This is a genomic window from Sphingobium anseongense, assembly GCF_037725245.1.
Classification (GTDB): domain Bacteria; phylum Pseudomonadota; class Alphaproteobacteria; order Sphingomonadales; family Sphingomonadaceae; genus Sphingobium.
The window spans coordinates 1-26818 of sequence record NZ_JBBJUL010000010.1 but is presented as its reverse complement, the minus strand read 5'-3'; the positions used below and the strand labels follow the sequence as shown (position 1 = coordinate 26818).

20 protein-coding genes, 1 tRNA gene and 1 pseudogene are annotated in these 26818 nt (G+C 65.0%); 14 read left to right on the top strand and 8 right to left on the bottom strand.

The genetic code is table 11. The features are described 5' to 3' along the window. Positions 1–86: 86 nt before the first annotated feature. A complete protein-coding gene (locus WG908_RS13355) occupies positions 87–851 on the top strand; it encodes a histidine phosphatase family protein (RefSeq protein ID WP_340187089.1) in 765 nt (254 codons plus the stop codon). Next, a complete protein-coding gene (locus tag WG908_RS13350; RefSeq protein ID WP_340187088.1) occupies positions 848–1732 on the top strand; it encodes an NAD(P)H-hydrate dehydratase in 885 nt (294 codons plus the stop codon). Before WG908_RS13355 ends, WG908_RS13350 begins: the two co-directional genes overlap by 4 nt. Here the strand turns inward: WG908_RS13350 and ppc are convergent. After that, positions 1729–4431, bottom strand: coding sequence for a phosphoenolpyruvate carboxylase (gene ppc / locus WG908_RS13345; protein ID WP_340187087.1), 2703 nt, complete (start codon positions 4429–4431; stop codon positions 1729–1731). The two genes, WG908_RS13350 and ppc, sit on opposite strands and share 4 nt — an antisense overlap. 205 nt (positions 4432–4636) lie before the next feature. Continuing rightward, positions 4637–4792: pseudogene (locus WG908_RS16575) on the bottom strand (GIY-YIG nuclease family protein); the annotation flags it as partial. A gap of 225 nt (positions 4793–5017) precedes the next feature. Between WG908_RS16575 and WG908_RS13340 the strand changes: the two are divergent. Together WG908_RS13340 and WG908_RS13335 are read left to right on the top strand one after the other, a co-directional pair. Beyond that, on the top strand, positions 5018–5338 hold the full coding sequence (locus WG908_RS13340) for a terminase small subunit (RefSeq protein WP_340187086.1): 321 nt from the start codon (positions 5018–5020) through the stop codon (positions 5336–5338). Positions 5339–5621: 283 nt separating this feature from the next. Next, entirely contained in the window at positions 5622–7073 is a 1452-nt protein-coding gene (locus WG908_RS13335) for a helicase HerA domain-containing protein (RefSeq protein WP_340187085.1), read from the top strand. A 6-nt stretch (positions 7074–7079) separates the two neighbouring features. Here the strand turns inward: WG908_RS13335 and WG908_RS13330 are convergent, their stop codons facing one another. From WG908_RS13330 to WG908_RS13310, 5 genes are all read right to left on the bottom strand, one after another. Next, the gene (locus tag WG908_RS13330; protein WP_340187084.1) at positions 7080–8546 is read right to left on the bottom strand and encodes a glycerol kinase; all 1467 of its coding nucleotides are present in this window, start codon (positions 8544–8546) and stop codon (positions 7080–7082) included. After that, positions 8543–10018: a glycerol-3-phosphate dehydrogenase gene (locus WG908_RS13325; RefSeq protein ID WP_340187083.1), complete on the bottom strand. Its 1476-nt coding sequence runs from the start codon at positions 10016–10018 to the stop codon at positions 8543–8545. Before WG908_RS13325 ends, WG908_RS13330 begins: the two co-directional genes overlap by 4 nt. Positions 10019–10069: 51 nt before the next feature. After that, the gene (clpS, locus tag WG908_RS13320; protein ID WP_340187082.1) at positions 10070–10447 is read right to left on the bottom strand and encodes an ATP-dependent Clp protease adapter ClpS; all 378 of its coding nucleotides are present in this window, start codon (positions 10445–10447) and stop codon (positions 10070–10072) included. Between the two features lie 169 nt (positions 10448–10616). After that, positions 10617–11468, bottom strand: coding sequence for a phasin family protein (locus WG908_RS13315; protein WP_340187081.1), 852 nt, complete (start codon positions 11466–11468; stop codon positions 10617–10619). A gap of 161 nt (positions 11469–11629) precedes the next feature. Next, positions 11630–13369: a PHA/PHB synthase family protein gene (locus WG908_RS13310; protein WP_340187179.1), complete on the bottom strand. Its 1740-nt coding sequence runs from the start codon at positions 13367–13369 to the stop codon at positions 11630–11632. Positions 13370–13511: 142 nt separating this feature from the next. On the opposite strand from WG908_RS13310, the gene WG908_RS13305 reads away from it, so the two are divergent. The 8 genes from WG908_RS13305 to gltB all read left to right on the top strand — a co-directional run bounded on the left by WG908_RS13305 (position 13512) and on the right by gltB (position 24959). Next, positions 13512–14720 (top strand): LL-diaminopimelate aminotransferase, encoded by a 1209-nt coding sequence (locus WG908_RS13305; protein WP_340187080.1) that lies wholly within the window; start codon positions 13512–13514, stop codon positions 14718–14720. A gap of 34 nt (positions 14721–14754) precedes the next feature. Further along, positions 14755–15234: a DUF2721 domain-containing protein gene (locus WG908_RS13300; RefSeq protein ID WP_340187178.1), complete on the top strand. Its 480-nt coding sequence runs from the start codon at positions 14755–14757 to the stop codon at positions 15232–15234. 260 nt (positions 15235–15494) lie between these two features. Further along, the gene (locus tag WG908_RS13295) at positions 15495–16073 is read left to right on the top strand and encodes a TMEM165/GDT1 family protein (protein ID WP_340187079.1); all 579 of its coding nucleotides are present in this window, start codon (positions 15495–15497) and stop codon (positions 16071–16073) included. Between the two features lie 95 nt (positions 16074–16168). Beyond that, positions 16169–17110 (top strand): complex I NDUFA9 subunit family protein, encoded by a 942-nt coding sequence (locus WG908_RS13290; RefSeq protein WP_340187078.1) that lies wholly within the window; start codon positions 16169–16171, stop codon positions 17108–17110. A gap of 9 nt (positions 17111–17119) precedes the next feature. Beyond that, the gene (locus WG908_RS13285; protein ID WP_340187077.1) at positions 17120–17929 is read left to right on the top strand and encodes an undecaprenyl-diphosphate phosphatase; all 810 of its coding nucleotides are present in this window, start codon (positions 17120–17122) and stop codon (positions 17927–17929) included. A gap of 163 nt (positions 17930–18092) precedes the next feature. Then, on the top strand, positions 18093–19541 hold the full coding sequence (locus tag WG908_RS13280; protein WP_340187076.1) for an NAD(P)-dependent oxidoreductase: 1449 nt from the start codon (positions 18093–18095) through the stop codon (positions 19539–19541). Further along, entirely contained in the window at positions 19538–20338 is an 801-nt protein-coding gene (locus WG908_RS13275; RefSeq protein WP_340187075.1) for a DUF2059 domain-containing protein, read from the top strand. Before WG908_RS13280 ends, WG908_RS13275 begins: the two co-directional genes overlap by 4 nt. Positions 20339–20423: 85 nt before the next feature. Then, positions 20424–24959 (top strand): glutamate synthase large subunit, encoded by a 4536-nt coding sequence (gene gltB, locus WG908_RS13270; RefSeq protein WP_340187074.1) that lies wholly within the window; start codon positions 20424–20426, stop codon positions 24957–24959. Between the two features lie 179 nt (positions 24960–25138). Here the strand turns inward: gltB and WG908_RS13265 are convergent, their stop codons facing one another. Beyond that, positions 25139–25591, bottom strand: a complete 453-nt coding sequence (locus WG908_RS13265) for a hypothetical protein (protein ID WP_340187073.1) — start codon at positions 25589–25591, stop codon at positions 25139–25141. A 185-nt stretch (positions 25592–25776) separates the two neighbouring features. Between WG908_RS13265 and WG908_RS13260 the strand changes: the two genes are divergently transcribed. Together WG908_RS13260 and WG908_RS13255 are read left to right on the top strand one after the other, a co-directional pair. Beyond that, positions 25777–25863, top strand: a tRNA-Leu gene (locus tag WG908_RS13260). A gap of 474 nt (positions 25864–26337) precedes the next feature. Further along, positions 26338–26818 (top strand): tyrosine-type recombinase/integrase (locus WG908_RS13255; protein ID WP_340187072.1); only part of this gene is annotated, 481 nt, incomplete at its 3' end.

Genomic DNA, 26818 nt, shown 5'->3' with positions numbered 1-26818 from the left:
GGATGGCTAACATGCACGCAGGTGCAGCAAAATCCAAGTGAACAGATGTGCGTTTGCAGCGTTGAGCCTGGCAGGAGGAGGATGACATGGCACATGGCTGGCCCGAGCGGCTCTGGGTGGTGCGCCACGGACAAAGCGCGGGCAACGTCGCGCGCGACGAGGCGCACGAGGCACGGCTGGATCGCATTCCCCTCGCGGGGCGCGATGTCGATGTCCCGCTGAGCGCACTGGGCGAGCAGCAGGCAAAGGCGCTGGGCCGCTGGTTCGCGCGCAATCCGGCGACGGAACGGCCGGACGTAATCATATCGTCGCCCTATGTCCGGGCGATGGATACAGCGCGTCACTTCCGGGCGGCAGGAGGATCCGCGCCCGACGAGCGCATCTGTTCGGACGAACGGCTGCGCGAAAAGGAATTCGGCATATTGGATGGGCTGACCACCACCGGCATCGCCAGCATCCTGCCCGAACAGGCCGAGTTCCGCAGGCTATTGGGCAAATTCTATCATCGCCCACCGGGCGGCGAGAGCTGGTGCGACGTCATCGCCCGGCTGCGGTCGCTCATGGATACGGTATCGCTGCATTATGACGGGCGGCGCGTGATGATCTTTGCGCATCAGGTGGTGGTGCTGTGCCTGCGCTATGTCATCGAAAATCTCGACGAACAGGCGATATTGGCGATCGACCGAGAGGCCGATGTCGCCAATTGCGCGATCACCGAATATCGCTTCGATCCCGCGGCGGGCAGGGGCGGCAACTTGGTTCTGGCGCGATATAATGTGACCGCGCCGATGGAACAGGATGCAACGCCGGTCACGCGCGCGCCCGATCCCATCATGGGGGCACGCGGATGAGCGACCCCGTCACCATAGACCGCGCGTGGCTGGATGCGCATCCCCTGCCCACCCATGATGGACCCACCGACAAGAATGCGCGTGGACGCGTGGTGCTGGTCGGCGGCGCGGAGTTCGTGCCGGGCGGATTGCGGCTGACCGGGGAAGCGGCATTGCGGGCCGGCGCGGGCAAATTGCAGATGGCGACCGTGGGCGCGGCGGCGATGGCGCTGGGGGTGCTGGTGCCGGAGGCGGCGATGATCGCCCTGCCCGCCGGTGATGATGGCGAAATCGCGCTGGCGGGCGCGGCGATGCTCACAGAAGCCATCGAGCGGTGCGACACGCTGGTGATCGGTCCCGGCATGAGCAACGGCGAAACGACGGCGGCGCTGGTCGCGGCGCTGCTTGGCCGGCCCAGGGAGGGGCTGTCGGTGCTGCTGGATGCCGCCGCGATCAGTGGTGCGGGCACACTCGATACAGTCATCGCCGGCCATCGCGGGCGCACCGTGATGACACCCCATCATGGCGAGATGGCGGCTCTGACCGGCATCGCGATAGAAGCCGTGTCTGCAGCGCCCAATGATGCCGCGCTGCTGGTTGCGCGCCGGTTCGACGCGGTGGTGGTGCTCAAGGCGGCGCAGACGGTCATTGCCTGCCCGGACGGATGCCTGCTCCATTATGGCAGCGATTGTGTCGGCCTCGCCACCGGGGGATCTGGCGACGTCCTGGCGGGCGTCATCGGCGGGCTGATGGCACGCGGCGCGGCGCCGCGAACGGCGGCGGCATGGGGGGTGTGGCTGCACGGAGAAGCGGGCGGCCTGGCCGCGTCACGGATCGGCCCGATCGGCTTCCTGGCCCGCGAACTGCCGCCGCTCATCCCGGCGTTGCTGAAGGATCGCTAACCGCTGTTGCGCAACGCCGTGGCGATGGCGTTGATCGACAGTTCGATGCCTTCCTTGATCCGGGGATCGTCCTCGCCGCCGCGATGGCGCTTGAGCAGTTCGACCTGGAGCAGGTTGAGCGGCTCGATATAGGGCAGGCGCAGGCGGATCGACGCATCGAGCGCAGTGTTTTTTTCGAGCAGGCGCGACTGGCCGGTCGCGGCGAGCAGACCGTCATGGGTCAGTTCCCATCCCTCGCGGATGCGGCCGAATATCTCGGCCCCGCGCGCCTGATCCTCGACCAGCGGCAGGTAGCGCGCGGCGATGCCAAGGTCGGATTTGGCCAGCACCATCTCCAGATTGGCGAGCGCGGATTTGAGGAACGACCAACTCTGCGCCATGTCGCTCAGCAGCGCCTTGTCCTCGAACCGCGCGATTGCATGGCCCACGCCATACCAGCCCGGCAGCATCACCCGCGCCTGTGCCCAGCTGAACACCCAGGGAATGGCGCGCAGATCCTCGATCGCGTTGCTCTTGGTCCGGCTGGCCGGACGCGAACCGATCTTCAGCCCGGCGATTTCCTGGATCGGGGTCAACTGGCGGAAAAATTCCTTGAAGCCGTCCGTGCCGTAAACCAGGTCGCGATAGGCGGCGAAGGCCGAACGCGACAGCATGTCCATCGCGCCGGCAAAGCGGGTGGCGTCCCGTTGCGAGATATTTTCCGGCTCCAGGCTGGCGAGCAGGGTCGCGCTGGTCATCGCTTCCAGGTTGACGGCGGCGACATCGCGCGTGCCGAACTTGGCGGCGATGACCTCGCCCTGTTCGGTGATGCGGATGCGGCCCTGCACCGTGCCCTTGGGCTGCGCCTGGATCGCGGCGAAGGCCGATCCTCCGCCCCGCCCCACCGCGCCGCCGCGCCCGTGGAACAATTGCATCGCCGCGCCCGCCTCGGCGAACACCGGGGCCAGCGCCTCGCTTGCCTTGAACAGGCTCCAGGTGGACGTCAGGTAGCCGCCATCCTTGTTGCTGTCGGAATAGCCGATCATCACTTCCTGATGGCCCCGTCCCTTCACCACGCCGGCGATTTCGGGCAGGCCGAAATAGGCGGACATGATCTGCGGCGCGGCCTCCAGATCGGCGATGGTCTCGAACAGCGGGATCGCCATGATCGCGGCCTGCGGCGGATCGCCATTGGCGCCCGCGCGCCACAGCCCCGCTTCCTTGAGCAGGATGTTGACCTCTAGCAGGTCGGACACGCTTTCCGCCTTGGAAATGATATAATGGGTGATGCATTGCGGGCCATAAGCGCGATGCGCCTGCGCCGCCGCGTCGACGATCGCCAGTTCGGACGCCGTTTCCTCGCAATAGTCGGCAAAGCGCGCGCTGAGCGGGCGATTGCTCGCCAGCTCGCGCCGCAGCAGCGCGATGCGCGCATATTCGTCGAGCGCCGGATAATCGGCCTCGACCCCCGCTTCGCGCAACAGTTCGGCGATCACCCGTTCGTGCACGTCGCTATTCTGGCGCATGTCGAGCGTGGCGAGATGGAAGCCGAAGGTTTCGACCGCGCGGATCAGCCGGCCGAGCGCGCCGCCGGTCGCCAGCGCGCCATTGCCCTCGCTCGCCAGCCCCTGCGCCACGGTGACGAGGTCGCGGCGGAAATCGCCGGGGCTGGCATAGGCCTCCCCCCGCAGCGCCGACGGCCGGGGCGGCGCGCTGCCGACCAGTGCGGCATAGGTCGCGGACAGCCGCGCATAAATGCCCGACAGCGCCCGGCGATAGGGTTCATCCTGCCGGCTGGGCGAAGCGTCGCCGCTCGCCGCCGCCAGCGCCAGCACCGCGTCGGGCACCTGTGCGATTTCGGTCGAGAGCGAAAGTTCCGCGCCCAGCGCATGCAGCCCGTCGAGATAGTGCGACAGCGCCGCTTCGCACCCGCGCGCAAGTGCGAAGGCGAGCTGGGGCGCCTGGACGAAGGGGTTGCCGTCGCGGTCGCCGCCGATCCAGCTGCCCACCCGCAGAAAGCTGTGCGGGCGCGCGTCCAGCACACGTTCCCACCGGGCATAGAGCGCGGGCAGGACGGGCAGGAAGGTGTCGCGGAACGTGGCGAGGACATTCTCGATCTCGTCCTTCACGAACAGCTTTTCGCGCCGCATCGGCCGGGTTTGCCACAACAGCGCGATCTGGCGTCGGATCGCTTCCTCGACCTGCTCGCCCTCGTCGGTTTCGGTGCGGCCCGCATCCTTGAGCAGCATCAGCGCCGCGATGCGATTCTTGTGGTCGATCATGCTCTTGCGCCGCACCTCGGTCGGGTGCGCGGTGAGCACGGGGACGATCAGGGCATCGGCAAGCAGCGCGCCTATCGCATCCCTGCCGATGCCGTGCGATTCGAGCCGCGCCACCGCCGATGCGACATCGGCGCCCGGTTCGGCCGCCACGCCCTGCCGGTCTTCGGCCAGGTTGGCGAGCATCGAAAACAGCATGAAGCCGCGGGTGAAGGCCAGCGTATCGTCCAGCCCCAGGGCATCCAGCCCGGTATCGACCAGATCCGCGCCATCGACGCCCCGCGCCCGGTCGACCGAAGCGGACCGGATATATTCGGTCTGGCGATAGAGATTTTCCCCGCCATAGGCACGGATCACCTCGCCCAGCAGCTTGCCGAGATAGCGAATGTCCGGATTCTGCGTGATCGCAGGAGCAGATGCGCTGGAAGAGAGAGTCGCCATGGCAACGATGCTGCATTGCAACAGTGGAAGGGTCAAGCGGCAGATGCAGACACGCTTGGCCGCAACGACCGGCGCCGCGACCTTACCCCCCTGAAGTGGGCGGTCGGGGCACGACCAATAATTGCCGCTGGAAGATGCAAAACCGTTGTTTGGAAGCGGTCACTCCCTCAGGCGTCACCCCAGCGAAGGCTGGGGTCTCACGCGGTCAGAGGATAATTTCCGTCATGTCGCGCCAGTCGGAATTGCTTTCCTCTACAAGTCGGATTTTCCATTCCCGCTTTCACGCTTTGAGCGCTTTCTCGCGGGCGATGGCGAGCATGATGTCATCATGTGGCTCCACCAGAACGAGGCGCGCCATGCCCTATCGTAGCGCGCCGCCGCCCGAGACCCCAGCCTTCGCTGGGGTGACGTTGGATTTTATGCTGCTCTACGGCAATTGCATCCGTAAACCAGACTGACCGCTACCCACCCATCTCGGACCGCCCGGCCGACAAGCGAGCACTCCCGCGACCAGGCGACCGGCGCTCGACCCGTGCCTCCACAAATGCCCTTTCCTATTCGAACATCCTCTGATCTATCCTGTCGGATGGACCAGCACCCCACCCGGCAAGCCGCCACGCCGCCGCCAGCCACGGCCGACCGCGCCCACTGGACGCCTGCCAAGCAGCGCCGCTTCCTCGTTGCGCTGCTCGAAACCGGCACTGTCGCCGCCGCCGCCCGCAGCGTCGGCATGTCGCCCACCAGCGCGCATCGCCTGCGCCGTCGGCTGCGCGGCACCATGTTCGACCAGAGCTGGGATTGGGCGCTCGCGCGCCATGCGGAGTGCATGGCCGATCCGTTCGCGCCCGACCGCCTTGCCGCCGACCTGCCTGTCGCCCCGCGGTCGCCCCTGCAAGCCCGCCGCTGATGCCGATGCCCGCGCCCGTCGCCACCCGCCGCGCAGGCGTGACCTGCCGGTGGCGCCGCACAGGCCTGGCCGTGACCCTGATGGCGCGCGACCCTGGCCCTGCCGGGACCCGGCCGTCACCCTGGCGTGGCTTGACAGCAGCGTCAAAGGGGCTTCCCCGGCACTATTGGCCCGATCGGGCCGACAACGGTGTGAACTTCGGCCGACGCGCGGACCATCGCACCCCGGCCGCCACCGCCGCCCCCTCTTGCGCTCCCCCCGCCCCTTGCGCCAAAGACGGCGCGTGACATCCGGCATCAGCATAGGAACCGACAGCAACGGCCAGGCCGTTCTGGTCGATGTGGAGGAATTGCTCGCCACGCGCCTGCTGGTGCAGGGCAATTCGGGGTCGGGCAAATCGCACCTGTTGCGCCGCATACTGGAAGAAAGCGCGAGCCTTGTGCAGCAGGTGGTGATCGACCCGGAGGGCGATTTCGTCACCCTGGCCGATGCCTATGGCCATGTCGTGATCGACGCGGGCGATTATAACGAGCGCGAGATCGGGCGGATGGCGGCGCGCATCCGCGAACATCGCGCGTCGGTGGTGCTCAGCCTGGAAAGCCTGGAGATCGACGCGCAGATGAAATGCGCCGCTACATTCCTCAACGCCCTGTTCGATGCGCCGCGCGATCATTGGTATCCCGCGCTGGTGGTGGTCGACGAGGCGCAGATGTTCGCGCCCGCCGCCGCCGGCGACGTGTCGGACGATGCGCGGCGCGTGTCGCTGGCGGCGATGACCAACCTCATGTGCCGGGGCCGCAAGCGCGGCCTTGCCGGCGTGATCGCGACCCAGCGGCTGGCGAAGCTCGCCAAGAATGTCGCGGCCGAAGCCTCCAACTTCCTGATGGGCCGCACCTTCCTGGATATCGACATGGCGCGCGCCGCCGATCTGCTGGGCATGGAGCGGCGACAGGCCGAACAGATTCGCGACCTTGAACGCGGGCGCTTCCTGGCGCTCGGCCCCGCCATCTGCCGCCGCCCCATATCGGTGAAGATCGGCACGGTGCAGACCAGCACGCGCATGGGCACGCACAGGCTCATGCCGCCGCCGCCGACCAGCGCCGAACAGTTCCAGACCCTGTTGTTCGCCCATCAGGAAGAAGATGTGCCGCCACCGCCCGCCGCCCGCGCCGATCCGCCGCCGCTGCCCGCCGACGAATTGATCCGCGCCCTGGCGCAAACGCCATCTGCCCGGCCCGCCGCGCCGGAACTGGACTTTGGCCAGAACGAGCCGGTGGTCATGGCCGTGCTGGAGGATATCGTCACCGATCTTGGCGAAGCGCAGGCGAGCCTGCCGACATTGTATCAGGATTTCACCGTGCGCTGCCGCATGAAGGGGCTGGCGCGCGTGCCCATCGACCTGCCCGCCTTTCGCCGCCGCTTCGCCATGGCGCAGGCGGGCATGCTCGACCCGGCCGATCCGCGCTGGGAAGATCCGCTGCGCGCCGCCGATCCGCTGCCCGAGGATATGCTTGCGCCCTTCCTGCTGATCGCGCGGGCGGCGATGGAAGGCGCGCCCTGTCCCGACGATGCGATACTGGCGCGCGCCTATGGCACCAGTTCGCCGGGGCGTGTGCGGCGGCTGATCGACTATATGGAAAAGCTGGGCGTCATCGTCGCGCGCACCGATTTCGGCGGGCGGCGATCGATCGGCGTGCCGCAACTGGGCCTCAGCACCGCGGCTGCCGAGGGCTGATCGCGGTCAGCAGGCGGACAGCAGCGCGTGCCAGCGGGCCAGCCGGCGGTCGCGCCTCTCCGCCGCCATCGCCGGGGCAAAGCCGGTGGCGGGCGAACGCATCGCCTGCGCCGCTTCACGCAGCGTCGGATAGACGCCCGCGCCGACCGCCGCGAGCATCGCCGCGCCAAGGGCGGTGGTTTCGACATCGGCGGGACGCTCGACCGGCACGGCGAGCATGTCGGCCAGATCCTGCGCGATCCAATTGTTCGCGCTCATGCCGCCGTCGATCCTCAGCAACCGCCACGGCGCGCCGTCAGCCGCGAAGGCGCGGGCAAGGTCATGCGCCTGGTGCGACAGCGATTCCAGCGCGGCGCGCACGATATGGGCGCGGGTCGTGCCCAGCGTGATGCCGCTGATCGTACCGGTCGCTTGCGGCCGCCAGTGCGGCGCGCCCAGGCCGGCGAGCGCGGGCAGCATGGCGACGCCGCCATTGTCGTCCACCGACCGCGCGATGGCGTCGGTGTCGGCCGCCGCATCGATGATGCCGATGCCGTCGCGCAGCCATTGGACCAGGCTGCCCGCGACGAAGATCGACCCTTCGAGCGCATAGGCCGTCTCATCGCCGACACGGTACAGCAGCGTGCCCAGCAGGCGGTGGGTCGAAATGGGCACCGCGCCGCCCATATGGCGAAGAATGAAAGCACCGGTGCCCAGCGTCGCCTTGGTATCGCCCGGATCGAGGCAAGCCTGGCCGATGGTGGCCGCCTGCTGATCGCCCGCAATCCCGCAGATCGGGATCGACGCGCCCAGCAGAGCGGGGTCGGTCAGCCCGAACATGCCCGCATTGGCAACGATCTGCGGCAGCGCTGCGCTTGGCACGCCGAACAGGTCGCACAATTCGTCGTCCCACCGACAGCTATCGAGCGCCATCAACAGGGTGCGGCTGGCATTGCTGGCGTCGGTCACATGCACGCCGCCGGTCAGCTTCCAGACCAGCCAGCTTTCGACCGTTCCCAATGCCAGCGCGTCCCCCGCGTCCCGCACGGCGGCGACATGATCGCGCATCCAGCGCATCTTGGTGGCACTGAAATAGGGGTCGAGGACGAGGCCGGTGCGGCGCTGGATCATAGGTTCGTGCTCCGCTTGGCGCATGGCGCCGCACAGGTCTGCGGTGCGACGGTCCTGCCATACGATCGCGCGGGTCAGCGGCACGCCGGTGCGGCGGTCCCAGGCGATGACGGTTTCGCGCTGATTGGCCATGCCGATGGCGGCGATGCGATCCGCGCCGCCCGCCCGCTCGACCATCGCACGGGCGCAGGCAAGCGTACGCCCCCAGATTTCGTCCGGGTCATGTTCGACCTGGCCCGGCGCGGGATAATATTGGGTCAGCGCGGCCTGCTCGGTCGCGATGCGCGTGCCGTCCGGCGCATAGAGCATTGCGCGGGTCGACGTCGTGCCTTCGTCCAGCACCAGCAGCAGGCGCTCGCTCATCGCCGTTCCTCCAGATAGGTCCGTAACCTGTCGACCTGCTCCCGGTCGAAACGCAAGCCGAGTTTCGTGCGTCGCCACAATATGTCGTCGGTGGTGACCGCCCATTCGCTTGCGATCAGATAATCGACCTCCGCCTGCGTCAGCCCATGGCCGAAATCCTCGCCCAATGCCCGGCCATCGCCCAGCCAGGCGCGCGCACGCGTGCCATAGGCGCGAGCTATGCGGTCGATCGTGCGTTCGTCCAAAAAGCCGTAATCGCGGACCAGTCCGGCGATCAGGTCCGCAAGGCCCGTCATCGGAAAATCGCCGCCGGGCAGCGATGCGCCGGCAGTCCAGTCGCTGCCCTTGAGGATCGGCAGATACGCCGCCAGCCGGTCGACTGCCGCTGCGGCGAGATGGCGGTATGTGGTGATCTTGCCGCCGAACACCGACAGCAGCGGCGCTTCCCCCGCCCCGCCGTCGATGTCGAAACGATAGCCGCGCGTCGCCGCCTCGGGCCGGTTCGAACCGTCCGCCACCAGCGGCCGCACCCCGGCATAGGACCACAGCACGTCGGCAGGCGTCAGCGCCCGTACGAAATAGCGGTTCGCGGCATCGCAGAGATAGGCGATTTCCTCCTCGCTCGCGACGATCGGGTCGCCCACGCCATGGTCGCGGTCGGTGGTGCCGATCAGGGTGAAGTCCCGCTCATAGGGTATGGCGAAGATGACGCGCTGGTCGGGAAGCTGGAAAATATAGGCAAAGCCGTGGTCGAACAGGCGCGACACGACGATGTGCGATCCGCGCACCAGCCTGATGCCGCTGTCCGACCGTTCATGCGCCCGCCCCAGCACCGACAGCACCGCCGGCCCCGCCGCGTTCACTATCGCGCGCGCGTGGAAGCCGCCGCCCGGACTGTCGATGCGCCATCCGTCGCCGGCGCGCGCGAGCGCCGTCGCCTCCGTGCGCGTGCGGATCGTCGCGCCGCGATCGGCGGCATCACGCGCGTTCAGGATGACCAGTCGGGCATCATCGACCCAGCCGTCGGAATAGGCCCAGCCTTTGGCAATGCCCGGCTGCAGCGGCGCGCCGGCGGCATGGCGGCGCAGGTCGATCGCTTGCGTGGGTGGCAGCGTGCGCCGGCCGCCGATATGATCGTAGAGGAACAGGCCAATGCGCAGCAGCCAGCGCGGGCGCAGCTCCGGGGTCCAGGGCAGGATGAAACGCATCGGATGAATGATGTGCGGAGCGATCCGCCACAGCCGCTCCCGCTCCGCCAGCGCCTCGCGCACCAGGGCGAATTCATGATGTTCGAGGTAACGAAGGCCGCCATGGATGAGCTTGGTCGAGGCGGAAGACGTGCCCTGTGCAAGGTCGCCGCGCTCCAGCAGCAGCACTCGCGCACCCCGCCCCGCCGCGTCGCGCGCGATGCCGCATCCGTTGATGCCGCCGCCGATGACGGCAAGGTCGTAAAGCTGGGGGTCGCCGTCCATCGCTCCGATGCTAGGGCGTGACGAACCCTGTGGCGAGGGGGTGAGAGCCGATCAGGCCTTTTCGAGCGTGCATTGCAGCGGATGCTGGTTCTGCCGGGCGAAATCCATCACCTGGTTGACCTTGGTCTCTGCCACTTCATAGCTGAATATGCCGCATACGCCGACGCCGCGCTGGTGGACGTGCAGCATGACTCGCGTCGCTTCTTCCATGTCCATGCGGAAAAAGCTCTGGAGCACATGCACGACGAATTCCATCGGCGTGTAATCGTCGTTCAACATCAGCACCTTGTAGAGCGATGGCTTGCGGGTGCGGGTGCGCGTTCGGGTCGCGATGCCGACGCCGGGGCCACGGGTCCCGTCGCCATGATCGTCCTGATCCTTGCCAGCCATGGCGCATGGTTGCGCCGGGGTAATGCCGATGATGTTCATGATGAAGCAGGATATGGCATTTTGCTGCGGTGAGGCAAGAGGGCGAAATGCCGCTTTGTCGATCACGGCGTATCGGGCTCGACGCCCCGCCGAACGACAAAGGGCGGCCACTCCCGCGAAGGAGGACCGCCCCTGTCATCTATATCGTCCGTTGAACGATGGGCGCCGTTCAGGCGGCCAGCGTCTTCACCTTGTCGGTGACGATGGTCACGCGCGCGGTGATCGGCTGGGCGACTTCGCTCGCAAGCTTCATCAGCGCTTCGCTGTTCTTGGCGGCTTCCTTGGCGAAGTCGTCGAAGCTGCTCGAAATCAGGTGGCTTTGCAGCTGGAAGAATTCGGTCGGCGTCTTGATGGTCGAAAAGCTCTTGAACGAGGCAGTCGCCTTTTCAAAGCTCTTGCGGCTGTAGTCGACGGCTTCCTGGCCCATCGTCTCGACGCCCTTGGCGGCGATCTTGCCGGATTCGACCAGCGCTTCGACATTGCCCTTGGCCAGGTCGCTCATTTCCTCAAGCGCCTTGGTGGACTTTTCGACGCCGACCTTGGCCTTCTCGTTCAGGCCGGCATAGACGGTTTCGATCTTGGCCTTGGCGTCTTCAGCGAACTTCTTACCGGTTTCCATAACTTCGTTCATGATCATACTTCCTTCTATGACAGGGGCAGGCGCCGGCGCGACAGACGGCGGGGGGGACGTTTCCTCGGGCGTGGCGACATCGGCGACGGGCGTTTCGACCGCGGCCTGCGTTTCCACCATCGGGGGTTCGGACGGCGCATCCACCGATGTGGTGGCGGCAACGACAGCGGCGGGCGCGGACGTCACCGTTTCTGCTGGCTTGGACACAGAAACTTCAGGGGCAGAGGCCTTTGGCGCCACCTTGCGCGGGGCCTTGGCGGGCGGCGGAGCGATCGCCGCCTCGGCGGCCTTGAGCGCTTCACCGGCCGACAGCGTACCACCGACAGATGCGGGCTTGGCCGCACGCTTGATCGGAGCCTTCCGCACGCCGGTCTTGATTACATTGGCCACGACCCAATCTCCTTTGTTGCACTGCACAATACACCCCGTTTCGATTCGGCGCAAGAGCTATTGTGCAGTGCAGCAAAATTTAGATGGCTCGATCCGTCGCGGCTCAGCCTCGCTTCACCTCATATGACGCGGCTGTAAGATTTGGACTGTCCTTTGACGCATTATCGTAGCTTTACGTAGCGTCCTGGCGCATCCTCGATCGCCGGCAATGCGCCCTCGCCCGGTCGCCGCGCTCCGGTCGCCGGCACCTGGTCGGGGCCAAGCGACGCCAGCCACGCGCGCCAGTCGGGCCACCAGCTGCCCTTGGTCTCTTTCGCTTTCGCAACAAATTCGTCCAGTGTCTTCTGTGGCTTGTCGCAGGTCCAATATTGATATTTTCCGGCCGAGGGCGGATTGACCACGCCCGCGATATGGCCCGATCCGGCCAGCACGAACCGCAACGGCCCCGCCAGATGCTCGGTGATCTTCCACACGCTTTCCAGCGGCGCGATATGATCTTCCCGCCCCGCCTGGACATAGGCCGGGGTGCGGATGCTGGTCAGGTCGATCGGCGTGCCGTCGATGACGATGCTGCCCGGTTCCACCAGCCGGTTGTCGCGATAGAGGTCGGTCAGATAGTTTCTGTGCCAGCGCGCCGGCAAATTGGTCGTGTCGCCGTTCCAGTAGAGCAGGTCGAACGGCGGATAATCCTGGCCCAGCAGATAATTGTTGACGACATAGTTCCATATCAGGTCGCGGCCGCGCAGCAGGTTGAAGGTCGCGGCCATGTAGCGCCCGTCCAGGAACCCGCCGGACGACAGCTGATCGACCAGCTTTAGCTGCTCATCGTCGATGAAGATGCACAGCTCCCCGGCCTGGCTGAAATCGACCTGCGCGGTGAAGAAGGTCGCGCTCGCCAACTTGTCGGCCTGCCCCCGCGCCTCCAGCAGCGCCAGCGTAGCCGCCAGCGTGGTTCCCGCGACGCAATAGCCGATGGTGTGGACGCTGGGGACATCGAGCAGCTCGCGCACCGTATCGATCGCATCGACCTGCCCGCTGAGGATATAGTCGTCCCAGACGATGTCCTTCATCGACGCGTCCGCCGATTTCCACGACACCAGGAACACGCTGACCCCCTGGTCGACCGCCCATTTGACGAAGCTTTTTTGCGGGGACAGGTCGAGAATGTAGAAACGGTTGATCCACGGCGGAAAGATGACCAGCGGGGTCTGGAGCACCGTGTCCGTGGTCGGCGCATAATGGATCAGTTGGTAAAGCGGCGTTTCCTTGACGATCTTGCCCGGCGTCGCGGCGATGTTGCGTCCCACCTCGAACGCCGTGCCGTCGGTGTGGCTCAACTGCCCCTTTTCCATGTCGGCCAGCATATGCTTAAGGCCCTTGACCAGATTTTCGCCGCCGGTCGCGATCGTCTTTTCGACCACGGCCGGATTGGTCAGCGGGAAATTGCTGGGGGACATCGCGTCGAGAATGCCGTTGGTGGCAAAGCGCAGCTTGGCCTTCTGCTTCGGGTCAACGCCATCGACGGCGTCGGCAAGTTGCAGCAGATAGTCGGAAACGATCAGATAGGTCTGGCGGATGAGATCGTAGAAGGGATGCTGGACCCAGGCCGGATCGTCAAAGCGCCTGTCCTTGCGCGCGGCGGGACTGTCCGCCGGGGCGGGATCGGGCGCGTCCCGCAACATGCCGCCCGAATCCAGGAAGCGCCGCCACATCGCCAGGCCTTCGTCGGCAAAGTCGGTCTGGATCCTGGCCACCGTCTGCGGGTCGAACGGCAGCGACCGCCCCGTCGCGCCCGCCGCCTGTTCGAGCAGCAACTGCTGCGCTCGCCCGATGACGTTGGTCCATTGCTGCATCTGTTCCAGCGTTGGCATCGCGGGTTCGATCGTGGGTGCGTCGGTCATGGCCACCTTCCTCTCCCTGGTATCCTCCATGCCGCGGCTTTCGCTGGCGTGGACCTGTTCGCCGGTATATAGCCGGCGCGTGTCGCCCGAAAGGCGCAACATACTCTATCCTCTACGGAGACCTTTCAGGAAAGCCCCTATAATGTCCGAAGAATTTTACCGCATGAAGCGCCTGCCGCCCTATGTCATCGCCGAAGTCAATGCGATGCGGGCCGCCGCGCGGGCCGCGGGCGAGGACATTATCGACCTTGGCATGGGCAATCCCGACCTGCCGCCGCCCGACCATGTCATCGACAAGCTGATCGAGGTCGCGCGCAAGCCCGACGCCCATGGCTATTCGCAGTCGAAGGGGATACCGGGCCTGCGCAAGGCGCAGGCCAATTATTATGCGCGCCGTTTCGGCGTCGACGTCGATTCCGAAAGCGAGGTCGTGGTGACCATGGGGTCGAAGGAAGGGCTTGCGAGCCTGGCCACCGCGATCACGGCGCCGGGGGATGTCGTGCTGGCGCCCAACCCCAGCTACCCCATCCACATGTTCGGCTTCATCATTGCCGGCGCGACGATCCGATCGGTGCCCACGACGCCGGACGAACAATATTTCCGCGCGCTCGACCGGGCGATGGCGTTCACCGTGCCGCGCCCGTCGATCCTGGTGGTCAACTATCCGTCCAACCCGACCGCCGAAACGGTCGACCTTGCCTTTTACGAAAGGCTGGTCGCCTGGGCGAAGGAGAACAAGGTATGGGTGCTGTCCGACCTTGCCTATTCCGAACTCTATTATGACGGCAACCCCACGCCCTCCATCCTCCAGGTGCCGGGCGCGAAGGATATTGCGATCGAATTCACCTCGCTCAGCAAGACCTATTCGATGGCGGGCTGGCGCATCGGCTTTGCCGTCGGCAACAAGCAGCTGATCGCGGCGATGAGCCGGGTCAAATCCTATCTCGATTATGGCGCCTTCACCCCGATCCAGGCGGCCGCCTGCGCGGCGCTCAACGGGCCGCAGGATATCGTCGCAAAGAACCGTGAACTCTATCACAAGCGCCGCGACGTGCTGGTCGAAAGCTTCGGCCGCGCCGGGTGGGACATTCCCGCTCCGCGCGCGTCGATGTTCGCCTGGGCGCCGTTGCCGCCGGCGCTCAAGGATATGGGGAGCCTCGAATTTTCCAAACAGTTGCTCACCCATGCCAAGGTCGCGGTCGCACCGGGCGTGGGCTATGGCGAGGACGGCGAAGGGTTCGTCCGCATCGCCATGGTGGAAAATGAGCAGCGGCTGAGGCAGGCGGCCCGAAACGTGAAGAAATATCTCCAGTCGATGGGCGTCAATACACCCGCCAAGGGTGCGGCCTGACCGCGGGGTCGGTAGCGTGAGCGATATCGGCGGCATGATCCCGCTGCCGCAGGTGTCGCAGGTCGCGCAGACGATCCAGCTCGCGCTCGCGCCGGTGTTCCTGCTGGCCGGCATCGGCGCGTTCCTCAATGTGTGTACCGGCCGGCTGGCGCGCGTCATCGACCGGGCGCGCAAGGTCGAGGACAAGGTGCTGTCGTCGCGCGGCAAGGAGCATGACCGGCTGGTCGGCGAGATCCGCGTGCTCGACAAACGGATGAGCGTAGTCAACGCCGCCATCTTCCTGTCGGTCGCGTCTGGCTGCGCGGTCTGTCTGGTCGTCATCCTGCTGTTCGCCGCCGAATTGTTCGACGCCCATATGGGCACGGCGATCGCACTGCTGTTCAGCGTGGCGATGATCCTTCAAGCGGGCGCCTTCGCGACCTTCATTCTGGAAATCCGGCTCGCCTCGCGCACCATTCATATCCGCAACGACGTCCTGTTTCACAAGGCCGAGGACGAACCCGAAGAGGCGTGACCCGGCCTGGCTTGCCTTGGCGGGCCGCCTGTCCTACCGTGGCCTCGTCATCTGGGGAGTAGCCAGCCGTTCGCCGCACAGGCGCACGGGCCGTTCGTCAACATATTTGGCCGAGAGGTCATGGCGGGCGGGATGCGGTCGGGCCGAATGGCCCGGACAGCATCGGGCGAGACCAATGGCATCGGCTGTTCCGACCCGGCCGGGTGGAGACTGGCCGGTGGCATTGCGTTCTTCTTCCGCCCGGCCCGAAAGATGATCTGTTGGAAACGCTGTTCACCTCCACCGCGCTCGTGGCGCTCGCCGAAATGGGCGACAAGACGCAACTGCTCGCGATGCTGCTGGCCGCCCGCTATCGCCGGCCGGTGCCGATCATCCTGGGCATATTGGGCGCGACGCTCGCCAATCACTTCCTCGCCGCGCTGGTCGGCCACTCGGTCGCCGGACTATTGAAGCAACCCTGGTTTCGCTATGCCGTCGCGCTGTCGTTTATCGCCATGGCCGCCTGGACGCTGGTGCCCGACAGCATCGACGGCGATGCGCCGCTTGCGGCACCGTCCAGGGCCGGGCTGTTCGTTACCACGCTCGTCGCCTTCTTCCTGGTGGAAATGGGCGACAAGACGCAGGTCGCCACGGTCGCGCTGGGCGCGCGGTTCGGGAATATTCTGGCCGTGACCGCCGGTACGACGCTGGGCATGATGATCGCCAACGTGCCCGCCGTGCTGTTTGGCGAGGCGCTGGCCCGGCGCGTGCCGATGCGTGCGATGCAGTTCGGCGCGGCGGCGCTGTTCCTAGCGCTTGGCCTCTATATGATCGCGCAGCTGACGGGCTTGATCGCTTGATCGAAAAATGCCGGCGGCGGTTGTCAGTGGGTGGCGGCTGATGCAAGGGGATGGCCTGACTGTTCTGCCACCAATCTGTATGAGGCGCGCGAGCGATGAAGGATAATCTGGTCACGGTGTTCGGCGGCGGCGGCTTTCTGGGCCGCCATGTCGTGCAGGAGCTTCTGTCGCGCGGCGCGCGGGTGCGCGTGGCGCAGCGCGACCTGGCGACGACGCTGCGGGTCAAGCCGCTGGGCGGGCTGGGCCAGACGCAGATGATAGCGGCCGATATCGGCAAGCCCGACAGCGTCGCGCGCGCCGTCGCGGGCAGCGACATCGTCATCAATCTAGTGGGCATATTGACCGGCGATTTCGACGCGGTGCACCACCGAGGCGCCGCCAACGTCGCGCAGGCGGCGGCCGATGCGGGGGCCGGGGCGCTGGTGCATGTGTCGGCGATCGGCGCGGACGCGCAAAGCCCGTCGGCTTACGGCCGGTCCAAGGCGGCGGGCGAATCGGCGGTGCGCGCCGCCTTCCCCACCGCCACCATCCTGCGCCCGTCGATCGTCTTTGGCCGTGAAGACCAGTTCATCAACTGCTTTGCCGATCTGATCCGCACCCTGCCGATCGTGCCGGTGATCGGCGCCGACACCAAATTCCAGCCGGTCTATGTCGCCGATGTCGCCAGCGCCATCGTCAACGCCGCCGCCGATCCGGCGGCGCACGGGGCCAGGACTTATGAACTGGGCGGGCCGCAACGGCTCTCGATGCTGGAACTGAACCGCTGGATCGCCCAGGGCATCGACCGCGAACGCAGCTTCCTCCCCGTCCCTGCCCCGCTGGCGTCGATGATCGCCGCCTTCGGCTTCCTGCCGGGCGCGCCGATCACCCGCGATCAATATGCGATGCTGCAAACGGACAATGTCGTCAGCCCGAACGCACCGGGCCTCGCCGAACTGGGCGTCGCGGCCACGCCGATGGCGGCAGTGGCCGACGCCTGGCTGGTTCAATATCGCAAAAATGGTCGCTTCGCCGGGCGCACAAAAGCCCAAGGCTGATCAGCGGCCATGGACATGCACTATCTCACCGTCATCCTGCTGGGCATCGTCGAGGGGCTGACCGAGTTCCTGCCGGTATCCTCGACCGGTCACTTGATCCTGGCGAGCGAGCTGCTGGGCTATGATGCCGCGACCTGGGCGATGTTCAATGTCGTCATTCAGCTGGGCGCGATCCTGGCCGTGGTCGTGCTCTACTGGCGCACATTCTGGGCGGTGGGCGTAGGACTGCTGCGGCGCGAGCCGGTAAGCTGGCGCTTCCTGCGCAACCTGGTCGTCGCCTTCATCCCCTCCGCCGTGATCGGCCTTGCGCTCCACGATTATATCGAAGCGATGCTCGGCGCGCCGACCATCGTGGCCTGGGCGCTGATCGCGGGCGGCATCGCGATCCTGGCGATCGAACGCGGCGTCAAGGAACAGCGGTTCGTCGGCATCGCCGACATCCCGCTGGCGCGCGTCGTGGGGATCGGCCTGATCCAGTGCCTGTCGATGGTGCCGGGGGTCAGCCGGTCCGGCGCGACGATCATGGGCGCATTGACGCTGGGGGTCGAACGGCGCACCGCGGCGGAATTCAGCTTCTTCCTCGCGATCCCCACCATGCTGGGCGCAACGACGCTCGAACTGTTCAAGAATGGTGACAAGGTCGCGACCGGCGTAGCAGGCTGGGGCAGCATTGCGCTCGGATTCATCGTTTCGTTCGTGGTGGCGCTGATCGTCATCCGCTGGTTCGTCGGGCTGGTATCGCGGCGCGGGTTCACACCGTTCGCCTGGTATCGAATCGCCGCCGGAATCGCCGCGCTCGCGTGGCTTTCGCTGAGGTAGTACCGATACGGACTTTATTTTTGAAAGAATATTACAGAAATCGGCAGGCCGTGCAGGATTTAGCGTAAAAATAGGTCAGCTATACTGACTTATAGTCGAGAATCGGCGTGACTCCGCCGGCTTTTCTGCTATTACGCACCTGCAACATATGCAGGGGTAACGCATGGCTGACAATCCGATGCTGAAATTCGTGAAAACGGGTCAGGCCTATCCCGAAAAGCGCGAGGCCGATGCGCGGGCCGACGATTTTCTGGAAATCAGCAAGTCCTTCATCCTCGACAAGGCCGAGGAACAGGCGTCGCGCTGCTCGCAATGCGGCGTGCCCTATTGTTCGACCCATTGCCCGTTGCACAATCATATTCCCGACTGGCTGCGCCTGACCGCCGAGGGACGACTGCGCGAAGCCTATGAACTGTCGAACCAGACCAGCACCATGCCCGAAATCTGCGGCCGCATCTGCCCGCAGGACCGGCTGTGCGAAGGCAATTGCGTCATCGAATTTTCAGGGCACGGTGCCGTCACCATCGGCTCTGTCGAAAAATACATCACCGACACCGCCTGGAAGGAAGGCTGGGTCGAACCGCTGGTCCCCGGCGCACCCACCGGCCAGTCGGTCGGCATCATCGGTGCGGGTCCGGCTGGCCTGACCACCGCCGAATATCTGCGCGTGGCCGGTTATGATGTCCATGTCTATGACCGGCACGACCGCGCGGGCGGCCTTTTGACCTACGGCATTCCCGGCTTCAAACTGGAAAAGGACGTGGTCATGCGCCGCGTCCAGCGCCTCAGGGACGGCGGCATCGTCTTTCATGAAAGCTTCGAGATCGGCCGCGACGCCAGCCTTGAGGAACTGCGCGAACGCCACGATGCGATCCTGATCGCCACCGGCGTCTACAAGCCGCGCGACATCAAGGCGCCCGGCGTCGGCGCGAAGGGCGTGGTCAAGGCGCTGGAGTTCCTGACCGCATCGAACAAGGCCGGGTTCGGCGACGACGTGCCCGAGCATGAAGACGGCACGCTGCTGGCGAAGGATAAGCATGTCGTCGTCATCGGCGGCGGCGACACGGCGATGGACTGCGTCCGCACCGCCATTCGCCAGGGCGCAAAGTCGGTGAAGTGCCTCTACCGCCGCGACCGGGAAAATATGCCAGGGTCGCAGCGCGAAGTCGCCAATGCCGAGGAAGAAGGCGTCGAGTTCGTCTGGCTGACCGCGCCGATCGCCTTTGAAGGCACGGAGCATGTCACCGGCGTCAAGGTGACGAAGATGCGCCTGGGCCAGCCCGACGCCTCCGGCCGCCGCGCGCCCGAACCCGATCCGGGCAGCGAACACACGCTGGAGGCGGACCTCGTCATCAAGGCGCTGGGCTACGATCCCGAAGACCTGCCCAAATTGTTCGGCAGCGAAGACCTGTCCGTCACCCGCTGGGGCACGCTGCGCGTCGATCACAAGACGATGATGACCAGCGTCGACGGCGTCTTCGCGGCGGGCGACATCGTGCGCGGCGCTTCGCTGGTCGTCTGGGCGATCCGCGACGGCCGCGACGTGACGGAGCATATGCACCGCTATCTGAAGACCAAGGCGAAGGTGGCGGGCGAGAGGGTTGCGGCGTGAAGCGGGTAACCCTTCTCACAACGCTAGCAATTTTCGGACTTACCGCCGTGACGGGTTACGCTCAGGTAAATCCGCCAGCCGCCACGACATCTGCTCCTGCGCGCTCCGTCCCCACGCAAGTTACGCCGACGCCGGAATCACGCACGCAAGCCTTGAAGCTGGCGCAAGCGCTGAATGGCGAAGAGTTGACGAGACGGCAGATCAACCGCCTGTATACAGTCATTATGCCAGCAGCGATCAAGCAGAAGGCCGAATATCAGGAGATGGAGAAAGTCTATCCCGGCATATCGGACATAGCCATTCAGGCTGAGCGCGAGATCATCGAACCGGCCAGCATGGCTCGTCTGCCTCAGATGCATCAGGCGATTGCAGATGTGTATGCACAATATCTAACCTCTGACGATATGGACGCTATCTCAGCCTTCTATGCAACGTCGACCGGCATGAAGGCGCTAGTGGCTGCAGCAGAGGGCACCGATTTTTCGCATATGGTCGAAAAGAATCTCGCCAGCGAAGACTCCAAAGTTGAAGCAAGTGACATCAAGACTATGGTGATGGGGCATACCGCAAAGTTTCTTTCGATCCTGGACGATGAGGATCGCAGAAAGCTGGTGGCCTTTGGCTTGTCGCCCGCAGGACGGAAATGGGGCGGCATCCAGCGACTGGTACTGGAAGCGACGGCCAATCATGCCAATCAGGGAAACGCCGAAGTCATCGCGCGAGCCACAGAAAATGTCATCAAGGCCATGACGGATTTCGTGAACAAGTCTGATCAGGCACGCACTGCTAAAAAATGACGGGTCAGTGACCCAATCGGGGGCCAGCCCCCACACTCAGCGGATCGGCGAATATGCGCCGCACTAGAATTGAAGGATGGACGATATGACGTCTCACCATTTCTCCTCCGAAGCCGAGCGCGCACGGATCGCGGCTGAGGGCATGTATCGCCCAGAATTCGAAGGCGACGCCTGCGGCGTGGGTCTGGTCGCCGCCACCGATGGCCGCCCGTCTCGCCGCGTCGTCGCCTCCGCGATCGATGCGCTGAAAGCCGTGTGGCATCGCGGCGCGGTGGACGCGGATGGCAAGACCGGCGACGGCGCGGGCATCCATGTCGACCTGCCGGTGCGCTTCTTCGACGATGCGATCGCCGATTCGGGTCACAAGCCGCTGCCCAACCGCCTCGCCGTCGGCATGATCTTCCTGCCGCGCACGGACCTTTCGGCGCAGGAAACCTGCCGCACCATCGTCGAAAGCGAGATCATCGACGCGGGCTACACCATCTATGGCTGGCGCCAGGTGCCGGTCGACGTGTCCGTGATCGGCGAAAAGGCGCAGCGCACCCGCCCCGAAATCGAACAGATCATGATCGCGGGGCCGATGCCCGAAGAGCGCGACCAGGCCGAGTTCGAAAAGGACCTCTACCTCATCCGCCGCCGGATCGAAAAGAAGGTCATCGCCGCGCAGATCCAGGATTTCTACGTCTGCTCGCTGTCCTGCCGCTCGATCATCTACAAGGGGCTGTTCCTCGCCGAATCGCTGTCGGTCTTTTACCCGGATCTTCAGGACGAGCGGTTCGAAAGCCGCGTCGCCATCTTCCACCAGCGCTATTCCACCAACACCTTCCCGCAATGGTGGCTGGCCCAGCCGTTCCGCACGCTTGCCCATAATGGCGAGATCAACACGATCCGCGGCAACAAGAACTGGATGAAGAGCCACGAGATCAAGATGGCCAGCCTCGCCTTTGGCGAACAGTCCGAGGACATCAAGCCGGTGATCCCGGCGGGCGCATCGGACACGGCGGCGCTGGATGCGGTGTTCGAGGCGATCTGCCGGTCGGGCCGCGATGCGCCCACCGCCAAGCTGATGCTGGTGCCCGAGGCGTGGCAGAGCGACAATATCGAAGTACCCAAATCCCATGCCGATATGTACAATTATCTCGCCTCCGTCATGGAGCCGTGGGATGGTCCCGCCGCGCTGGCGATGACCGACGGACGCTGGGTGGTCGCGGGTGTCGATCGCAATGCCCTGCGCCCGCTGCGCTATACGTTGACCGGCGACAATCTGCTGATCGTGGGGTCTGAAACCGGCATGGTCGTGGTTCCCGAAACGACGATCGTGCGCAAGGGCCGCATGGGCCCCGGCCAGATGATCGCGATCGATCTTCATGAAGGCGAACTTTATGATGACCGGGCGATCAAGGACCGGATCGCCGCCGAGCGCCCCTATGGCGAACTGATCAAGGACTTTTTGGGCGTCGATGACCTGCCCGCCGCCGACAGCGCCCTGCCCGCGTGGGACAAGGCCGAACTGACCCGCCGCCAGATCGCCGCGAACATGACGCTGGAGGATCTGGAACTCATCCTCTCGCCCATGGTCGAAGACGCTAAGGAAGCGGTCGGGTCGATGGGTGACGACACCCCGCTGGCGGTCATTTCCGACAAGCCACGCACGGTCAGCCATTTCTTCCGCCAGAATTTCAGCCAGGTCACCAATCCGCCGATCGACAGCTTGCGCGAACGGCATGTGATGAGCCTGCGCACCCGTTTTTCCAACCTGCACAATATATTGGAGCAGGATGCGCAGAACAGCCATGTGCTGGTGCTGGATTCGCCGGTGCTGACATCGTCCGAATGGGCGCGGCTGAAGGCTCATTTCGGTTCCGCCGTGGCGGAAATCGACTGCACCTTCCCCAATGAAGGCGGACAGGAACAACTGCGCGCCGCCATCGCCCGCATCCGCGAGGAAGCCGAACAGGCGGTGCGCGAAGGCCGCAGCGAACTGTTCCTGACCGACGAGCATGTGGGACCGAACCGGGTCGCCATTGCCGGCGTGCTGGCGGCGGCGGCGGTGCATACGCATCTGGTGCGCAAGGGTCTGCGCTCCTACGCCTCGATCAATGTGCGCTCGGCCGAAGCGCTCGACACCCATTATTTCGCGGTGCTGATCGGCGTCGGCGCGACCACCGTGAACGCCTATCTGGCCGAAGCCAGCATCGCCGATCGCCATGCGCGCGGCCTGTTCGGCGAGTTGACCCTCGACGCCTGCCTTGAACGATATCGCGTCGCCATCAACGAAGGCCTGCTCAAGATCATGTCCAAGATGGGCATCGCGGTCATCAGCTCCTATCGCGGCGGCTATAATTTCGAGGCGGTGGGCCTCAGCCGGGCGCTGGTGAACGATCTCTTCCCCGGCATGCCTGCCAAGATTTCGGGCGAAGGCTACGCATCGCTTCATTATAGTGCAAAGCTGCGGCACGAAACCGCCTATGACAGCGCGGTGCTGCGCCTGCCGATCGGCGGCTTCTATCGCCAGCGCAACGGCGGCGAGAGCCACGCCTATTCGGCGCAACTGATGCATCTGTTGCAAACGGCGGTCGCGACCGACAGCTATTCGACCTATCTGCAATTTTCGCGCGGCGTGCGCGATTTGCCGCCGGTCTATCTGCGCGACCTGCTGGAATTCAACTTCGCCCGCGAAGCCGTGCCGATCGACGAGGTCGAGGCGACCACCGAAATCCGCAAGCGGTTCGTCACGCCCGGCATGTCGCTGGGCGCGCTCAGCCCCGAAGCGCACGAAACGCTGGCGATCGCCATGAACCGCATCGGCGCCAAGGCGGTGTCGGGCGAAGGCGGCGAGGATGCCGCCCGCTTCAAGCCCTATGAAAATGGCGACAACGCCAACTCGGTGATCAAGCAGATCGCGTCCGGCCGCTTCGGCGTCCATGCCGAATATCTGGGGTCCGCCGAGGAAATCGAGATCAAGGTCGCCCAGGGCGCCAAGCCTGGCGAGGGTGGCCAGCTGCCCGGCTTCAAGGTGACCGAGTTCATCGCCAGGCTGCGCCATTCGACGCCCGGTGTAACGCTCATCTCGCCCCCGCCGCATCATGACATCTATTCGATCGAGGATCTGGCGCAGCTCATCTACGACTGCAAGCAGATCAACCCGCGCGCGCGCGTATGCGTCAAGCTCGTCAGCCAGGCCGGCATCGGCACGGTCGCGGCGGGCGTGGCAAAGGCCCATGCCGACGTCATCCTGATCGCCGGCCATGTCGGCGGCACCGGCGCCTCGCCCCAGACCAGCATCAAATATGCCGGCACGCCCTGGGAAATGGGCCTGTCGGAAGCCAATCAGGTGCTGACCCTCAACGGCCTGCGCCATCGGGTGAAGCTGCGCACCGACGGCGGCCTCAAGACCGGGCGCGACATCGTCATCGCCGCGATCCTGGGCGCGGAAGAATTCGGCATCGGCACGCTCTCGCTCGTCGCCATGGGCTGCATCATGGTGCGCCAGTGCCACAGCAACACCTGCCCGGTGGGCGTGTGCGTGCAGGACCCGGCGCTGCGCGAAAAATTCACCGGCACGCCCGAAAAGGTCATCAACCTGATGACCTTCATCGCCGAGGAAGTGCGCGAAGTGCTGGCGCGGCTGGGCTATCGCAGCCTTGACGAAGTGATCGGGCGGACGGAACTGCTCAAGCAGGTCAATCGCGGCGCCGAGCATCTCGACGATCTCGACCTCAACCCCATCCTCGCAAAGGTGGACGCGCCCGACGAGCATCGCCGCTTCAGCCTGGATCAGTGGCGCAACCCCGTGCCCGACAGCCTCGATGCGCAGATGATGAAGGACGCCAAGGCCGTGTTCGAACGCGGCGAGAAGATGCAGCTGACCTATACGGTGCGCAACACGCATCGCGCGGTCGGCACGCGGCTATCGTCGGCCGTCACCGACAAATTCGGCATGTCGACGCTGGCTGACGGGCATCTGACCGTCCGCCTGCGCGGCTCGGCCGGCCAGTCGCTGGGCGCGTTCCTGTGCAAGGGGATCACGCTCGAAGTGTTTGGCGATGCCAATGATTATGTCGGCAAGGGATTGTCTGGCGGCATCATCGCGGTGCGAACAACGGTTTCCAGCCCCTTGTCCAGCAAGGATAATACGATCATCGGCAACACCGTTCTGTACGGCGCGACCAGCGGCAAGCTGTTCGCGGCGGGTCAGGCCGGCGAACGCTTCGCGGTCCGCAATTCGGGCGCGCAGGTGGTGGTCGAAGGCTGCGGCGCCAATGGCTGCGAATATATGACCGGCGGGACCGCCGTCATCCTGGGACGCACCGGCGCTAATTTCGGCGCGGGCATGACCGGCGGCATGGCCTTCATCCTGGATGAAGACGGCAGCTTCCCCTCGCGCGCCAATCCCGAAACCATCGTGTGGCAACGGTTGGAAAGCGCGCATTGGGAAACCGTTCTCAAGGCGCTGATCGCCGAACATGCCGTGATGACCGACAGCAAATGGTCGAATACCATCCTGGACGACTGGGACCGGTGGCGGCGCTACATCTGGCAGGTCTGCCCGAAGGAAATGGTCAATCGTCTCGCCCACCCGCTGAGCGACGCGCCGCAGGAGGTCGAAGCGGCGGAATGAAGCCGGTCAGGCCGCCGATCCGATGGCGTCGGGTCGCCGGCTTAAGGTCCGCGCCCTTGCCGTCCTTGCCGCAAAGAGGACAAAGGAGTATCCCCCCATATCCGTTCGGGCTCAGCGAAGCCCAAGCCTTCTCCTGAGCGGCGCGAAGGCGAACGGTCATCATCAAAACGTAGATGGCCTCAGGGTCCGATCGCCGGTTCAGCCGCCGGCGCATCCGACAAGGTGCGCATTGTCGATGTCGCCGCAGGCGGGCCGCTGCCGCCGTCAGCGAAGCGCTGGACGCTGGCCGGTAGCCTGTGGACGGGGGATGGCTCGGCAGCGGGCGGATAGACGGCGGGATAAGGGTCTGGCACGTCGTCACGCATATAGTCGACGACCGCCGGGTCGCGCGATCCATGCACCATGGCGTCGGCATCCAGCGCCGCCATGTCGGCGGCGAAACGGCGTTCGGCCAGCGTCGGCCCGCATCCCTTGCAGATAATCCGTGCCGGTCCATTCAGCGCCCCTGCGGCCAACGGCGGCGGCAGCAAGTCATCTTCCGCCACTTCGGGCAGGTCATAGTTCACATCGCGCATCGGCATTGTCGTGGCATAATGCCCCAGCCCCAGCCCCAGGCACAGACTCGCTGCCATGACAGCGCCTGCACACAGTCTGAAACGTACGGACATGCCCTTCGTCTCCGATCCTGACGACGCCGCCACTGCGGCGGCACGGATCATTGAACGCCCAGGGCAGATCAGTGGTTGCATGCCCCCCAAGCCTTTGCTAATGGCCGGCGCCTACCAGGATCCGGTCTCACCGGTTCCCCTTGAAATGTGCGGTCGTGGCGGAACTGGTAGACGCGCAACGTTGAGGTCGTTGTGGCCGAAAGGCCGTGGAAGTTCGAGTCTTCTCGACCGCACCAGACAGTCCGGAAATCGCGACGAGATAGGGTCTTCCCCTGCGGGGGCGAAATTCTTGCGGGAAATCCGGGGGTTTGTGGGAAGCATTCTTTGATTGCAGTCAAATCGGCGTCTGAAGCCGAAACGCCGGGCCCGAAATGGTCGACTGTCTCGGGCTTGAAAATTCCTGACTGCAGGTAAAAGGATGCTCTCAGGCTCAGGGTTTGTTCCAGCGCAAATCGTCATAACTATGAGCGGGTGCATACCACGCAGTCTGCTTGCGTCCCGATCTCGGCCATTCACGGCCTTGTTCATTGATCCCAAAGCCTGACGTTCATTACTCGACGCCATACGGCTGGTGACGGGACATGTACGAACCCGCTGCGCGGGAGTGGCTCCTGGCCCCAGGTCTTTCATCGCTCTGGTGCAGCACCATGATTGAGCTCTGCTCAGGGTAGGCAGACCATCCCGACTCCTTTCAACCAAGGAGTCGAACCATGATCGAGATTATTTCCGACCTTCCAGTCAGTTCGTTGCGCCAGCGCATGATCGATGAGATGAACATGCGCCGGTTCGCGCGTAAGACCCAGATCGACTATATTCGCCACGTAGAGCGCTTTGCCTATTATCTCGGACGCCCTCCCGACACCGCGACACCAGAGGATCTGCGTCAGTTCCAGATTGATCAGCGGGATGCAGGCGTCGGTCTGCCTACGATGAACAGCATTGTATCGGCACTGCGCTTCTTCTTTACACGCACACTCGATCGGCCCGATCTCTCCCGCAGACTTTACTTCGTTAAGCACCCTCGATCGTTGCCCACGGTCCTTAGTCCCGACGAGGTCGCGCGCCTGCTCGGCGCGACCACCTCGCTCAAGCATCAGGCAGCATTGTCGGTGGCCTATGGCGCAGGCCTGCGCGTAGCTGAGGTGGCGATGCTCAAGGTGCGCGATATTTACAGCGAGCGTACGGGCTCAC

What these genes read in the sequence shown, in the direction of transcription:
- clpS (WP_340187082.1), bottom strand. Translation starts at nt 10,447, where the DNA reads ATGAACATCATCGGCATTACCCCGGCGCAACCATGCGCCATGGCTGGC.
- WG908_RS13290 (WP_340187078.1), top strand. Translation starts at nt 16,169, where the DNA reads ATGAAGGATAATCTGGTCACGGTGTTCGGCGGCGGCGGCTTTCTGGGC.
- WG908_RS13310 (WP_340187179.1), bottom strand. Translation starts at nt 13,369, where the DNA reads ATGACCGACGCACCCACGATCGAACCCGCGATGCCAACGCTGGAACAG.
- ppc (WP_340187087.1), bottom strand. Translation starts at nt 4,431, where the DNA reads ATGGCGACTCTCTCTTCCAGCGCATCTGCTCCTGCGATCACGCAGAAT.
- gltB (WP_340187074.1), top strand. Translation starts at nt 20,424, where the DNA reads ATGACGTCTCACCATTTCTCCTCCGAAGCCGAGCGCGCACGGATCGCG.
- WG908_RS13350 (WP_340187088.1), top strand. Translation starts at nt 848, where the DNA reads ATGAGCGACCCCGTCACCATAGACCGCGCGTGGCTGGATGCGCATCCC.
- WG908_RS13305 (WP_340187080.1), top strand. Translation starts at nt 13,512, where the DNA reads ATGTCCGAAGAATTTTACCGCATGAAGCGCCTGCCGCCCTATGTCATC.
- WG908_RS13280 (WP_340187076.1), top strand. Translation starts at nt 18,093, where the DNA reads ATGGCTGACAATCCGATGCTGAAATTCGTGAAAACGGGTCAGGCCTAT.
- WG908_RS13285 (WP_340187077.1), top strand. Translation starts at nt 17,120, where the DNA reads ATGGACATGCACTATCTCACCGTCATCCTGCTGGGCATCGTCGAGGGG.
- WG908_RS13340 (WP_340187086.1), top strand. Translation starts at nt 5,018, where the DNA reads ATGGACCAGCACCCCACCCGGCAAGCCGCCACGCCGCCGCCAGCCACG.
- WG908_RS13355 (WP_340187089.1), top strand. Translation starts at nt 87, where the DNA reads ATGGCACATGGCTGGCCCGAGCGGCTCTGGGTGGTGCGCCACGGACAA.
- WG908_RS13330 (WP_340187084.1), bottom strand. Translation starts at nt 8,546, where the DNA reads ATGAGCGAGCGCCTGCTGCTGGTGCTGGACGAAGGCACGACGTCGACC.
- WG908_RS13265 (WP_340187073.1), bottom strand. Translation starts at nt 25,591, where the DNA reads ATGGCAGCGAGTCTGTGCCTGGGGCTGGGGCTGGGGCATTATGCCACG.
- WG908_RS13300 (WP_340187178.1), top strand. Translation starts at nt 14,755, where the DNA reads ATGATCCCGCTGCCGCAGGTGTCGCAGGTCGCGCAGACGATCCAGCTC.
- WG908_RS13325 (WP_340187083.1), bottom strand. Translation starts at nt 10,018, where the DNA reads ATGGACGGCGACCCCCAGCTTTACGACCTTGCCGTCATCGGCGGCGGC.